Consider the following 13,882-nt stretch of genomic DNA (forward strand, 5'->3'; position numbering starts at 1 on the left):
TCTGATAAACCGGGTGGTATCGTTTTGTTATTACCGGGAAATGTACCACCTTTACTTCTCATATATAAATTAAGTTCGTGTTATGCCGAAGTCGGAAGGGACCTATAATAGTTTTATGATCAATTTTCTGATCGACAGGAAATACAGGGTAGCGAGACATTTGCTGCTTATACTGTTTTTCGTTTTCGTGTCGTTCAATCTGCCTTTTCTTACCTGCGCGGTTTTTCTGGATCAGGTGGATCATATGGTTTGGTATATTAGTCTGGCATTACTTGTTTCTTATCTGGGAGGAGTTTATCTGCATCTGTATGTTTTGTTGCCGGAGCTGCTACTTAAGAACCGGTATGTGCTTTACACGATTACTGTCTCTCTGCTCATCTTCCTGATGATACTGATCTCTTTGGGGGCTGATTATGGAGTAACACGGTATTACGACCAGGAACCGACACATTATTCTTATTTCTATAAAGACCGGATACCGGCAATAGAAATAGCCGGAAACTTCTTCCTGTATGCACTTCTGATTGCCGGGACATCCATTACGATTTTGCTGCGCCGTTGGATGCAGTTCAGCAAACGGAAGAACGAACTGGAGAAGGAGAACCTGAAGACGGAACTGGAATCTTTGAAGGATCAGATAAATCCGGAGTTCCTTTTCAATATGCTTGACGAAGCTGGAGAGCAAACCCCCAATGCCCCTGAACGGGCATCTATGGTATTGATGAAATTGAGTAAATTGCTTCGTTATCAGCTGTATGACGGAAAGCGGGAGAAGGTACTGCTTATCTCTGAAATTTCATTTATCGAAAACTTTCTTGATCTGGCGAAGGTTCGTTACACGGGCTTGAACTTTACAGTGACGAAGGAGGGGAAACTTAGTCGTAAACTGGTGCCGCCTTTGCTATTTATCCCGTTTGCTATCTATTATGTGAAACTGTTGCCGTCGGTAAGTTCACCGATGGATATTCATTTCACTTTCCGTGCCGGGGAAAAGGAGCTATTCTTTTCCTGTATCTGTTTTGCTCCGGGAATAACAGGTAAAGGCTGGGAACTGGAAGATATAAGGCATCGCTTAAGCTTGTTGTTTAAAGAATCCTATACGCTGGATACGGTGGATGAGGGAACTATTTGTAGAACGAATTTGTATATAAAGCTATGAAGAATACATCTGGTTTTCTGTTACGCTTACTGGTCGATCCTCGTTACAGGATTTGCCGGCATTTCCTGTTGTTCGTTCTGAGCATAATCATTCTGTCTGTGAATTTTTATGTCGATGTAATAGAAGACAGCCGCTTCTTGGTAAGCAATATCATTCAGAGTGCCTTGTTGCTTGTCCCGATCTATTTGAGCGTATTTGTCCTCACACCCCGTTTATTGCTGAAAAATAAGGTTGGAACTTATGTAATTTCTGTTGTGTTGGTGATTCTTTTGGCACTTTTGTTCTCCTATATATTGCGGAAAGAAGCGATTGAGGAAGAATATGAGTTGTTCCAATTCTGGTTGGCTGCTTTCTTTTTCATCTCGTCCATTATTCAATTGTGCCTGATCATTGCCGGTGCTTCGGCTGTGATCGTCTTCCAGGATTATGTAAAATACGGACAGCGGATCGACGAATTGAAGAATGCGACGATGCAGTCGGAACTGGAACAGTTAAAGAATCAGATCAATCCGCATTTCCTGTTCAATATGCTGAATAATGCGAATGTCCTGATCCGGGAAAACCCGGTGGAGGCAGTGCATGTCCTGTCCAAGCTGAAAGATCTACTGAAATACCAGTTAAAGGACAGCACTTCAGAGAAGGTATTCCTGGCAGACGACATCCATTTCCTGAACGACTATCTCAATCTGGAAAAGATACGGCGTGATAATTTCGACTTTATCATCTCGACGGAAGGGGAGATTGCGGATATAACCGTTCCTCCTTTATTGTTCATCCCCTTTGTAGAGAATGCCGTGAAACATAATAACGATAATGAGAAGCTGTCTTATGTGCATCTTTATTTCAAGGTGGAGGAAGCTACACTCATCTTTATCTGTCTCAACTCCAAACCGACGGAACAGAAAGAAAAGGCGGCAGACGGTGGGATAGGGCTTGCCAATATCCGCCGTCGCCTGCAACTTATGTACGATACGGATTGTTCTCTGGAAATAGATGAAACCGATATAACATATACAATAAATCTCCGTTTAAAACTAAAATAGATAATTATATGAATTGTATCATTGTAGATGATGAACCATTGGGCCGCAAGGCCATCCAACTGTTGGTACAGGATACACCGGCGTTGTCTTTGTGCGGGAGTTTCGGGGATGCTGTTTCTGCGGGTAAGTTTATGCAGGCGAGTCCGGTCGACCTGGTCTTTCTCGACATCAAGATGCCCGGTGTGAACGGCTTGGAGTTTGCCCGGACAATCCCGTCTGAAACACTCGTGATCTTTATTACCGCCTATGCGGAATATGCCCTCGACAGTTATGAAGTGGATGCGATCGACTATTTGGTGAAGCCAATCGAGATCGAACGTTTCAAACGGGCGGTACAGAAAGCCCATACCTATCATTCTTTGTTGAAAACGGACAACAGCAAAAACCAGGTGGAATCGGTCTCTGCCGATCATATCTTTGTGAAAGCGGAGCGGCGTTATTTCAGGATACAGCTGAAAAATATCCTGTTCATCGAAGGCCTGAAAGATTATGTCGTGATACAGACACCCGAACAGCGGATCGTGACGAAAATGAATCTGAAGTCGATCCATGAGATGCTCCCGAAGGATGTTTTTCTACGGACAAACAAGTCGTATATCGTTAATTCCGACCATATTGATTCGTTTGATAATAATGACGTGTTCATCGGAAAGTATGAAATTTCGATAGGCAACAGTTACCGGGATGCCTTTTTCGAGAAGTTTTTTATGAAGAATAATTCCGCGGATTAGGCTTCGTTCTCTTTAAAATCACGTATATTTGTGGTGGAAAAATGAATAAAATTAACGTAAGATGCCTAAAATAGCTCCTGTCTTCTCCATTAAGAGTTATGGATTATACACAGCCTGGGATCGTGGATCGAAGGATTTACCTAAGATTATCAAACACACTTTGGATATTCCGGCAGAGCTTGGTGTCGAGTTTGGTTTTATTCTTTCTGTGAAAAAGGGTAAAGGTGAAATACTGGAATATTGTATAGATCATCCGCCTTTTTGTGATGAAGATGGGAAGGTGATGCCCCCGTTTGTGGGTACTTATTTTGTGAACAGTAACGATTTCGAGTTTTTTCTGGGAGATACGATCTGGGAACCTGCCGATGATAAACGGGGGACCTGGACGCTTGTGGTCAGTTATAAGGGGAAGGAAGTGGCTCGTAAATGTTTTAATATATTCTGATAGATGGCTGAACTGGCCTGTGGGAAATTGATATGAAAGAATCGGTACGGATATTTCGTTTTATCATTGTGGGGACACTGAATGCACTTATTACCGCCTTGGTTATCTGGGTGCTGATGAGTGGCATCGGCTGTAATTACTTATGGTCGAACATTGCCGGATATGTAGCTGCATTGATCAATAACTTTTGCTGGAGCAAGTACTGGATATTCTCTTCCCGTAGCGGAAAGTTCGAGCGGGAGATTCCTCTTTTCCTCGTTGCTTTCGGATGTGCCTATGGCCTTCAGTTCCTGTCTCTGCTGTTGATGGTAGAGATCGGAGACATGAATGAATACCTGGCACAATTCCTGGGCATGTTTGTTTACGGAGCCGTCAATTTCACGATGAACAGACGGCTTACCTTTAGAAAAAAAGAGAAATAAGCCTTACGCTTGTGTCGTCCCTTTCCATATCCTGATCATATAGAATGGCAAATGGGTAAAAGCAAAGACAAATGAAATGATCAGCAAAACCTTGCTTTCATTCCAACCGACGGTCTGCTGATGCCATAACCCGGTAATCACACATAATACCGACAATGTTATCCCAATCATATTAAGTGACAGATTCCCTTTACGATGCTGTTGCATATATTCCAGTTTGCTATGCTTGATACCGTAGCAAGCATAGATGTCAAGTCCGATAAGCATCCATAACACCAAACGTATCCAGGTATCGGCAGGCAGGAAAAGCATCATACAAAGACAGGTGACGATACCCGCTACCGGCACGAACGGTACGAGCGGTGTCTTGAAAGCCCGCTGCACATCCGGCATCGTCTTTCTTACCACTAATACACCGGCACAAACCAAAGTAAAAGCGAACAATGTTCCGATACTGGTCATTTCGCCTGCAACCTGTGCGGGAACGAATGCAGCAAGCAATCCGACCAGCAGCATAAACAGAAAATTACTGCGTGCCGGAGTGCGGAATTTTTCATTGATATGCGAGAAGAACGGAGGTAACAACCCGTCGCGGCTCATACTCAGGAATACACGGCTTTGCCCCAATAACGTAACCATGATGACCGAACAGTAACCGAACAGGATAGCCAGTACGATCGCTTTATTTAACCACGGATAATCCGGCTGTATCACTCCGGCAGCGTCCGCATGTCCCATGTGAGAGATCGCTACGGCAACAGGTGCGATACCTTCCTGCCCGCTGAACTGGCTGTAGTGCGCCACTCCGGTCATCACATGTGCAAAGAGCATGTAAAGGATCGTACAGACCAGTAACGAAACAAGAATACCGATAGGCATATCCCGTTTCGGATTTTTAGCTTCCTGTGCAGCAGTCGATACGGCATCGAAGCCGAGGAAGGCAAAGAATACGATAGCAGCTCCACGCAGAACTCCCGAGAATCCATATTCTCCCAAAGTACCGGTATTGGCCGGAATATAAGGAACGTAATTGTCTGTCTGGATATACTTCCATCCTAAAGCGACAAAGACCAACACGACCGATACTTTCAGAAATACGATAATCCCATTGAAGATAGAACTTCCTTCCGTTCCCCGGATCAGGAAAATGCTCATCAGGACAACGATCAGGAAAGCCGGGATATTGACAATACCGCCATCCCACGGACAAGCCGTTAAAGCATGCGGCAGATGAATCCCCAGTCCTTCGAGGAATACAACCAGATACCGGCTCCAACTGATGCTGACCGTTGTGGCCGCGACCGTATATTCTAGTACCAGGTCCCAGCCGATAATCCAGGCAATCAATTCTCCCATAGTGGCATATGAATAGGTGTAGGCACTTCCTGCAACCGGAATCATGGAGGCAAATTCTGCATAGCATAATCCGGCAAAACAGCAGCCTAGAGCAGCGATAGCGAATGATAAGGTGATGGCAGGTCCGGTATATCCGGCAGCAACGGTCCCGGTAATAGAGAATAGCCCGGCTCCGATAATAACCCCAACGCCCAGGGCAACCAGGCTCCAGGGGCCTAGTACACGTTTAAGTGTTTTACTACCCGATTCGTTGGCTTCCGCCTGCAAGGCGGCTAACGGTTTCTTTATAAATAATCCCATTTTTCAATTTGTTTAATAAGAAGATATATCAAAAGTATGTATTAAGAAATGCTCTCCTTCTGTTTTTGATAATTGGCGACAAAGGTAGGGATTACAGGAAAAATATACAAATTCAGTTCTGAATGGACAAACGTTCCCAGATAGATTCGGGGATCATCTTCCAGAAAAAGACGAGGACTACATATCGCCAGTCGATAATGGCACTACGCTTTTTCCGCTGCAAGGCCCGTACTATCCGCCGGGCTACCCGTTCCGGGCGCATCAATAGAGGATATTTATCGTTCTTCAATAGATCTGTTTTGACAAAACCAGGGCGTATGTCGGTGAAATCGATCTGCAGTTTCTCCATCTTTGCCAATTGTGCCAGGGCATCGATATAGGTATTCTGAAAACGTTTGGTAGCAGAATAGGCAGGAGCGGCCCCCAGACCTTTTGTCCCGGCAATAGAACTGATCACAGCCAGATGCCCTTTGCCTTCTTCCCGGAAATAATTGAAAGCGGCAGTGACCATACGGGTGAAACCGATGGCGTTGGTGTTTACGGTTGCCAGTTCTATCTCCGGATTTAATGCTCTATTCTGACTTCCAATGCCTGTACTGAGAAGGAATAAGTCCATGCCTCCCAACTTTCCGATCAATTGACGGAGCTTGTCCACAGCGTCGGCCCGGGTCACATCAAGTTCTTGTATTTCTATCTGTTCGGGGGCCTGTTCTTTAAATTTCTCAAGCAGCTCCAAACGACGACCTGCCACTCCGACACGCCAACCCAGCTGACGGTATATCTTTGCCACTTCATAACCGATACCGGAAGTTGCCCCGATGATCACAATCCTTTTCACGATTTCTTTTATTTAAATAATAGATGGACAAATGTAACTAAAACTTTATTAATTCAAAGTCATTCTTTATTTATAGCAGGGGATTATCCTGTTGAAAGAATAAATACATTCGTTATCAGTAACTATTACTTATTGGCATTCATACAATAATTACTATATTTGTGTTCTAAATCTTTAAACCATTTTTATACCATGAAACATTTATTCTTAGGAAAGTTATTGGTTGTGTTGCTCTCCTTTTTCTGTGTTTGTTCAGTGTCTGCACGCAAACCAATCAAAACGTTGCTGATCACCGGGCAGAACAATCACAACTGGCAGGTGAGCCATGTCGTGTTAAAACAGATACTGGAAAACTCCGGTCGTTTCTCCGTTGATTTTGCAGTGTCGCCTTCTCAAGGGAAGGACATGTCGGGGTTTGTACTGGATTTTACCCCGTACGAATTGGTCGTGTTGGATTATAATGGCGATTCATGGCCGGAAGAAACAAACAAGCGTTTTCTGGAATTTGTACAGAACGGCGGGGGAGTGGTTGTTTACCATGCAGCAGATAATGCTTTCTCCAAATGGCCGGAATTTAATAAGATCTGTGCCCTGGGCGGATGGGAAGGACGCAATGAAGATTCCGGTCCCTATGTCTACTGGCAGGATGGAAAGCTGATCAAAGACAGTTCGGCGGGTCCCGGCGGTTCGCATGGCCGTCAGCATGAATATGTATTGAACGGACGTAATAAAGAGAATCCTATAATGAAGGGATTACCGTTAAAATGGCGTCATACACAAGATGAATTGTACGACCGTATGCGTGGTCCCGGTAATATAGGCGATTTGCTTTATACGGCTTATTCCGATAAGGAAACAGGAGGTTCGGGACGTGAGGAACCGTTGATCTTTACCGTCGATTATGGGAATGCCCGTATCTTCCATACGATGCTCGGACATGCCGGTGCTACTGTTGAAGATAATACCGCTATGCAATGCACAGGTTTTCAGGTCTTGTTACTACGGGGGGCTGAATGGGCAGCAACAGGAAAAGTGACCCAGAAAGTCCCGAAAGATTTCCCGACTGAAACGCAATGCAGTTACCGGAAAGATTATAAAGAAAAGAAATAAGATAAATATCCTACTGTAAAGCTTTGTGTCGGTGCTTGTTCAAACTGCCGATGTTTTTCGGAAAATCTGCCGACGTTTTTTATAAAACCTGCCGACCGTCATCGTTAAGGTAAGCGATGGTGACCGGCAGGTAAAATATCTTATCCTTTATTCGCTCCGTAGCGTATCCGCCGGAGCTATTCTTGACGACAGGTAGGCCGGATACCAGGCTCCCAGTGTGATAAAGACGACCATGATGAGATAGGTTGATATCAGACTGGCAAAGATGCGGAAGAAAGTGACCGGCATGATATTCGTACCGATAAACTCCATCTTTGCTATATTGATGCAGATGATGGCAGCCGGAATACCCACCAGGCTTACTAACAGCCATCCTTCGCCGATCATCATTTGTAATATCTGACGGCGTGTGGAACCGATCGCTATACGCAAACCTATTTCCGGCTTTCTGTATTCGTTGCGGAACCAGAACGTTCCGATGATCCCCAGGAATATATTAAAGATAAGGAATGCCATAAATGCTATCCGGTACCGAATGGCATCAGTAACCCCATTGGTCAGATAGAGCGTATCTCTCAAATCTTCAAACGATGAAACCTTGTATAATACGAAATTCCCGGTATTCAGTTGTTCCCGCATATCCTTTTGGAAGTTCTCGATGAAATTATGCTTGTTCAATCCCGGTTTAACCCGTATGCTTATCTCCAGGTCTGCCAATGCCGTTTCTCCCCAGTCGACAATATCGGAGTTTGATAACAAGAAATAATTGGCTCTTTCTTCCCGGCTGTAGTCATCTCGTTTTACTGCTCCGCAGACGCCTCCTATCTGGTAAAACTCGTCGTTTCCTCCGCATAAAACAGACTTGCCTTTAGGATTTTGTTCTTTGGGAAATACTTTTTCTGCCATCAAACGGGATATGACGATGCTCTTTTCTGTCAAGGCATCTTTCAGGGAAGATGGTTCCCCTCCGTTCAAAGGTTCGATGCGGAATACTTCGAAATAAGATGGGGTGACTTGCAGGTATTGACAGTTCTTTAAACTTGTCGTGTCTGGCCCCATCGGTAAATTTCTGTAGCTCGGACAGTAGGGAACACTCATATTCGACAGGCAGACGGCTTCTACCTGGGGATATTGCCGGATACGTTCGATGATGGAAAGATACTGTTCGGCAGCAATCTGTTCTCCTTCTTCATAATGAATGTATTTCGGACTGCTTGCCGGAACTGTAGCAAGTTGTACCTGATATGTATCTTCGATATGGTAGGCATTCTCTATGGATGCTGTATATCCGATTGTAATGAAGTAATCCATGATATACCATAGTAACATGAATACCAGGAATAATTCGGCTGCGATCCAGGCATTTTGCCTGCGCTGTTTCCATATTAGTTTAAAAAGGTGCTGTATCATGGTTCTGTTTATTTATCGTTTATAGCATCAACAATCGGTCGTCTGAGTGCACGCCAGGCCGGGACAAGAGCCGACATCAGATTTAAGACCAGGCAGAAGATCAATGTGTATCCGAAAATAGCCGGATTGATCAACATGCCGGGAGAAAGGTCGATAGAAGCGGTCAGCGAGCTACCGTCCCAGTTATAATTGCCGAGCAACCATCCTTTCAACAAATAGATCAGGATATAAGACCCCAGTAACCCAGCCAGTCCTCCCAGGAAAGTAAGCAACAGGTTCTCATATAATATCTGCATAAGTAATGTTCTGTTTTCAGCTCCGAAAGCCTTACGGATACCCAGTTCTTCCATGCGCTTTTTCATCCGTGAGGCAGTCATGCCCGTCAGGTTAATGGAAGGCACTAACAACAACAGAAGTATGATCAGTATGATTTGCAGGTAGATCTTCAATAATTCCGGACTGTTAAAGGAGTCTCCTTCACTCATCCAGGCATGGAATACGGTATCCGGCTGATTGTTTAAAACAAAGTCGTATTGAACCGTAGTGGTATTGTAACGGCGGCAAAGTTCTTTGGCTTCCTGCCGGATGGCATCGAAGTCACCGGGCTTTTTTGCCAGTATGCAAACTTTCATATGTCCCAATATATAATCGCACCAACTACCTCCCTGAATTTGTGAAGGTCGGGTAGTAAAGGGTATCCACATCTCTGCGTAACTGTATTTTGCGATGGAGGGTATGTCTTTTACTACGCCGGAGACTATATATTCTTCAAAGTTCAGCATAAATGTTTTCCCTGCCGCATCGGAGGTGTTGAACAGTCTGCGTGCAAGTGATTCATTCAACACTGCCTTTTTAATTCCGGAGATGAACTCTTCTTCCGTGTAGGGTATCCCTGACAAGAAGCTAAACTGGAAAACTTTCCAGAAAGCAGCATCCGTACCCATAACAAGTCCGTTGTAAACATCATTGTTTCCTTGTACCTGTATGAATTCACTTTGTTCGCCTATAGGAAGAATGGCGGTGACAGCTTCCGGTGTCTGCATCCGGTAAAAGCATTCTTTAATGGTCGGGTAAGATAGTTTGCTGCTTCCGTATCCCTGGCCTTTTTTATTATTTACTTTTCCGTGCTGTACGATCATCATCCGGTCACGATTGGTTTCCGGGGCAATATCGGCTGTGCGGAAGTAATATAAAATAGCCAGTACCATGACCATTGTAATGGCCAGGCCGGTACCGGTTATATAAACGATGCTGAAGAACTTGTTTTGCCTTAGCATCTGCATTGCCTGCCTGAAATAGACTTTATACATAAAAGACTTTGTTATTATTGTTCTCGATCCATAATAGCAAAGTTTGTGCCATAAAGATAAAAGCTTGTTATTCAGCTTCAGGCTGTGCTTCGTAGTGTTCGTTATCGGACAGAGTGTTCATTTTCGTAAGGCTTAATATACCGTCTTCCAGCGAAAAACGATCATCATGGTCAGCCAGGAAACGAATTACGGTTATAATCTTGTCAGAAGGAAAAGAGATGTTTTCCATCAACTTTTTAGCTTCTGCCGGGCCGTCAGCCAAAGCTTCCAGTAAGGCATCACGAATGGCGTTGAATGTATGATTGTTCAGGCCGGAATCGTTTTTAGCCAGGCAGACATCGCAACAACCGCAATCAGAAGGGTCCTCTTCACCGAAGTAGGAGATCAGCATCCGGCTCCGGCAGATACGGTTTTCATTGATATACGCCATAACCCGGCTGATCCGGCTCTCAAAACGTTCCTTTCGCTCTTCATAAGCCGACCGGGGGATGGAGAGGTATTTGACCTCTTCACGGGTCCGGGTATAAATGATTAGCGGCGTTTTCTTGTGCGGGATATAATTTACGATCCTGTATTTGGATAGTCCGACCAGTACATCGTAAATATCCTGTTGACTCAATCCGGTACGTGTAGAGATCAGTCCCTCATTGATATAGACATAATCAGAAAATAGCCCGGTATAGGAACGGAGGATACATTGTATTACTTCGTCCGTTTTCTTATCCTGATGCAGATATCTGTAAAGCTCGTCACGTGTAGCCGTAAATACAAGGCGCGAAGCATTCTCCTGTTCTTCCGTGTATTCTATATAACCGGCCAGTTCCAGTATTTTTAAAGCATGGTGTGCCTGTAAATGCGAGAACTTATAAGCCGTGCAGAAATCGACGAGCGAGAAGTCGTGTACCGTATCCAGTCCGAAGCCCATCGCTATCTGGTAATAATTACCTAAAGCATCATAGACCCGGCTTATAAAATCCCTGTCGGGGAACTCGTCGGCCAGCCGTTTCTTTAGTTTCGTACAATCTATATTAGAACATAATGCGACTGCATAAGCCCTTTGTTCATCCCGTCCGGCGCGTCCCGCTTCCTGGTAATATTCCTCCAGCGATCCGGGCATATCCAGATGGACTACCAGGCGTACGTCCGGTTTATCGATACCCATACCGAATGCGTTTGTCGATACGATTACCCGGCATTCATTGTTTTTCCAACGGCTTTGACGCAGGTTCTTTTCATCCCGGTTGAGTCCGGCATGGAAGAAGTCTGCCGAAATACCTGCTTGTTGGAGCATGACTGCCACTTCTTTGGTCCGTTTCCGGTTACGCACATAAACGATTGCCGTTCCGGGCACTTTCCCCAGAATATAAATCAGAGAGTTCAACTTATCCTCTGTCTGCCGTACGATGTATGACAGATTTTTCCGTACGAAACTTTTTCGGAATACATTCTTTTCTTTAAAATGCAGCCGTTCCTGAATGTCGTTAACGACCTCCGGAGTTGCTGTTGCTGTCAGGGCTAGTACCGGTACTCCGGGAAGTTCTTCACGAATATCGGCAATACTCAGGTAGGAGGGACGGAAGTCATATCCCCATTGTGAGATACAATGACTTTCGTCGATGACCAGCAGGTTGACATTCATCGCCTGAAGTTTGCTTTTGAATATATCGGTACCTAACCGTTCGGGAGAGACATACAGGAACTTATAATCGCCGAAGATACAATTCTCCAGTTGGGCGATAATCTCCTGTCGCGTCATCCCCGAATAAACAGCAGTCGCTTTGATCCCCAGCCTGCGAAGATTGTCGACCTGGTCTTTCATCAGGGCGATCAGAGGAGTCACGACAATGCATATCCCTTCCATGACCAATGCCGGCACCTGGAAGGTAATCGACTTACCTCCACCTGTCGGCATGAGTCCAAGGGTATCCTTTCCCTCGCAAACGGAGTGAATAATATCTTCCTGTAAAGGACGAAAAGCAGGGTATCCCCAATACTTCTCTAATATCTTATGGTAGACGTCCACCGGTTTCCTTCATATGTCATCGACCTTTATGTCTTTAACCATGAGTTGTAAGGTCGTGTTACCGTTATACGTATTTTCCTCGATCGTGTAGCAGATATTGAAAGGCTTCATACCTTTAATATGGGTACTGTGTTGATGCATTCCGAAAGCGATACCGTGGATCGGTGTGTTCGACTTGTCGTCTATCAGTTCCAGTTTGATGTGCTCCAGTTCCTTTCCGACCAGTTTGCTTGTTCCGTAATCTTTCACGTTCAGCGAGCAAAACACAGGTTTCTGGTTGTCTGGACCGAAAGGATTCATTTTCTTTAGTTCACTCATAAATTTGGTATTGATATCTTTCAGGTCCAGTACCGCATCGATATCGATTTGCGGTGTCATCTGTTCCGGAATGATTTCATCGGCAGCCAGTTTCAGGAAACGTTCGGTAAAGGCATCCAGGTTTTCCTCTTTCAGGGAAAGACCGGCGGCGTATGTGTGTCCTCCGAAATTCTCCAGCAGGTCACGGCAATTCTCAATAGCCTTGTAGATATCGAAACCCGTAACCGAACGGGCGGAACCGGTGATCAGTTCGGATGATTTGGTCAGAACGACTGCCGGGCGGTAGTATTTTTCCGTCAAGCGGGAAGCGACGATACCGATCACGCCTTTATGCCAACCGCGATTATAAACGACGATTGCCTTCCGGTCTTCCATATTGGCGAAATCATCGATGATAGCATTCGCTTCGTCGGTAATCTTTTTATCCAGTTCCCGGCGTTCGTCATTGTATTGATTGATGTTTTCGCTCTTTTCACGGGCCGATTCCACATCTTTCGCCAGTAACAGGTCTACAGCTTCCTTTCCGTTCATCATGCGTCCGGATGCGTTGATACGTGGGCCGATCTTGAAAACGATGTCGCTGATCGTAATATCTTTCCCGGTAAGTCCGCAGATATCGATGATACCTTTCAGTCCCAGGCTCGGGTTACTGTTCAGTTGCTTTAGTCCGTAATAAGCCAGGATACGATTTTCGCCGGTGATAGGCACGATATCGGAGGCTATGCTGACAGCTGTCAACTCCAGTAGTTTTTCCAGTTCCGAGAAAGGGAAATTATTGCTTTTGGCAAAAGCCTGCATGAATTTGAAACCTACGCCGCAACCCGACAGATGGTCATACGGATAGATCGAATCCACCCGTTTTGCATCCAGCACAGCCACTGCATCCGGCAGTGTATCATCCGGCATATGGTGGTCGCAGATGATAAAATCGATGCCTTTGCCTTTGGCATATTCAATCTTTTCGATTGCCTTGATTCCGCAATCGAGTGAAATAATTAATGAGACTCCGTTTTCGGAGGCATAATCGATCCCCTTGTAAGAAATGCCGTATCCTTCATCGTAACGGTCCGGGATATAATAATCCAGGGACGAAGAATAGGGTCTTAGATACTTGTACACAAGTGATACGGCTGTTGTACCGTCCACGTCATAATCGCCGTAAATCAGAATCTTCTCTTTATTTCCCAATGCCCTGTTCAACCGTTTCACCGCCTTATCCATATCCGGCATAAGGAACGGGTCGTGCAGGTCGTTCAAGCTGGGTTTAAAGAATTTTCTGGCCTCTTCAGCCGTCGTGATCCCTCTCTGAACAAGCAGCAGGCAGATGACCGGGCTGAAACCGATTTCGGCTGCCAGTGCATCTCTCTTACGTAATTCTTCTTCTGTAGGGGTTTGAAAATTCCATCTGTTAATCATT

Annotated in this window: 12 protein-coding genes; 6 read left to right on the forward strand and 6 right to left on the reverse strand. The window is 45.0% G+C overall.

Annotation, left to right across the window (positions count from 1 at the left end):
• Positions 1-82: 82 nt before the first annotated feature.
• The 5 genes from DWX23_RS01710 to DWX23_RS01730 all read left to right on the forward strand — a co-directional run bounded on the left by DWX23_RS01710 (position 83) and on the right by DWX23_RS01730 (position 3,800).
• A complete protein-coding gene (locus DWX23_RS01710; protein WP_122373169.1) occupies positions 83-1,159 on the forward strand; it encodes a sensor histidine kinase in 1,077 nt (358 codons plus the stop codon).
• The gene (locus DWX23_RS01715; protein WP_199673197.1) at positions 1,156-2,202 is read left to right on the forward strand and encodes a sensor histidine kinase; all 1,047 of its coding nucleotides are present in this window, start codon (positions 1,156-1,158) and stop codon (positions 2,200-2,202) included. The genes DWX23_RS01710 and DWX23_RS01715 overlap by 4 nt, the downstream gene beginning before the upstream one ends.
• 8 nt (positions 2,203-2,210) lie before the next feature.
• Entirely contained in the window at positions 2,211-2,933 is a 723-nt protein-coding gene (locus DWX23_RS01720; RefSeq protein ID WP_122373170.1) for a LytTR family DNA-binding domain-containing protein, read from the forward strand.
• Positions 2,934-2,994: 61 nt separating this feature from the next.
• Positions 2,995-3,378, forward strand: coding sequence for a DUF3859 domain-containing protein (locus DWX23_RS01725; protein ID WP_122354472.1), 384 nt, complete (start codon positions 2,995-2,997; stop codon positions 3,376-3,378).
• Positions 3,379-3,410: 32 nt separating this feature from the next.
• Positions 3,411-3,800, forward strand: coding sequence for a GtrA family protein (locus DWX23_RS01730; RefSeq protein WP_122354471.1), 390 nt, complete (start codon positions 3,411-3,413; stop codon positions 3,798-3,800).
• A gap of 3 nt (positions 3,801-3,803) precedes the next feature.
• Here the strand turns inward: DWX23_RS01730 and DWX23_RS01735 are convergent, their stop codons facing one another.
• Positions 3,804-5,456, reverse strand: coding sequence for an amino acid permease (locus DWX23_RS01735; RefSeq protein ID WP_122354470.1), 1,653 nt, complete (start codon positions 5,454-5,456; stop codon positions 3,804-3,806).
• 112 nt (positions 5,457-5,568) lie between these two features.
• A complete protein-coding gene (locus DWX23_RS01740; protein WP_122373171.1) occupies positions 5,569-6,294 on the reverse strand; it encodes an SDR family oxidoreductase in 726 nt (241 codons plus the stop codon).
• A gap of 192 nt (positions 6,295-6,486) precedes the next feature.
• Between DWX23_RS01740 and DWX23_RS01745 the strand changes: the two genes are divergently transcribed.
• The gene (locus DWX23_RS01745) at positions 6,487-7,404 is read left to right on the forward strand and encodes a ThuA domain-containing protein (RefSeq protein ID WP_122354468.1); all 918 of its coding nucleotides are present in this window, start codon (positions 6,487-6,489) and stop codon (positions 7,402-7,404) included.
• A gap of 147 nt (positions 7,405-7,551) precedes the next feature.
• On the opposite strand, the gene DWX23_RS01750 is transcribed toward DWX23_RS01745, so the two are convergent.
• The 4 genes from DWX23_RS01750 to recJ all read right to left on the reverse strand — a co-directional run bounded on the left by DWX23_RS01750 (position 7,552) and on the right by recJ (position 13,881).
• A complete protein-coding gene (locus tag DWX23_RS01750; RefSeq protein ID WP_122373172.1) occupies positions 7,552-8,814 on the reverse strand; it encodes an ABC transporter permease in 1,263 nt (420 codons plus the stop codon).
• A gap of 8 nt (positions 8,815-8,822) precedes the next feature.
• Complete coding sequence (locus tag DWX23_RS01755) at positions 8,823-10,124, reverse strand: ABC transporter permease (RefSeq protein WP_122373173.1); 1,302 nt, start codon at positions 10,122-10,124, stop codon at positions 8,823-8,825.
• 67 nt (positions 10,125-10,191) lie between these two features.
• Entirely contained in the window at positions 10,192-12,147 is a 1,956-nt protein-coding gene (locus DWX23_RS01760; RefSeq protein ID WP_122354465.1) for an ATP-dependent DNA helicase RecQ, read from the reverse strand.
• 9 nt (positions 12,148-12,156) lie between these two features.
• The gene (gene recJ / locus DWX23_RS01765) at positions 12,157-13,881 is read right to left on the reverse strand and encodes a single-stranded-DNA-specific exonuclease RecJ (protein WP_122354464.1); all 1,725 of its coding nucleotides are present in this window, start codon (positions 13,879-13,881) and stop codon (positions 12,157-12,159) included.
• Position 13,882: the final 1 nt, after the last annotated feature.

This window comes from Parabacteroides sp. AF18-52 (genome assembly GCF_003479145.1).
In the GTDB taxonomy this organism is placed as follows: Bacteria; Bacteroidota; Bacteroidia; order Bacteroidales; family Tannerellaceae; genus Parabacteroides; species Parabacteroides faecis.

Coding starts and splice junctions, on each gene's coding strand:
- DWX23_RS01710 (WP_122373169.1), top strand. CDS start 83: ATGCCGAAGTCGGAAGGGACCTATAATAGTTTTATGATCAATTTTCTG.
- DWX23_RS01715 (WP_199673197.1), top strand. CDS start 1,156: ATGAAGAATACATCTGGTTTTCTGTTACGCTTACTGGTCGATCCTCGT.
- DWX23_RS01720 (WP_122373170.1), top strand. CDS start 2,211: ATGAATTGTATCATTGTAGATGATGAACCATTGGGCCGCAAGGCCATC.
- DWX23_RS01725 (WP_122354472.1), top strand. CDS start 2,995: ATGCCTAAAATAGCTCCTGTCTTCTCCATTAAGAGTTATGGATTATAC.
- DWX23_RS01730 (WP_122354471.1), top strand. CDS start 3,411: ATGAAAGAATCGGTACGGATATTTCGTTTTATCATTGTGGGGACACTG.
- DWX23_RS01735 (WP_122354470.1), bottom strand. CDS start 5,456: ATGGGATTATTTATAAAGAAACCGTTAGCCGCCTTGCAGGCGGAAGCC.
- DWX23_RS01745 (WP_122354468.1), top strand. CDS start 6,487: ATGAAACATTTATTCTTAGGAAAGTTATTGGTTGTGTTGCTCTCCTTT.
- DWX23_RS01750 (WP_122373172.1), bottom strand. CDS start 8,814: ATGATACAGCACCTTTTTAAACTAATATGGAAACAGCGCAGGCAAAAT.
- DWX23_RS01755 (WP_122373173.1), bottom strand. CDS start 10,124: ATGTATAAAGTCTATTTCAGGCAGGCAATGCAGATGCTAAGGCAAAAC.
- recJ (WP_122354464.1), bottom strand. CDS start 13,881: ATGATTAACAGATGGAATTTTCAAACCCCTACAGAAGAAGAATTACGT.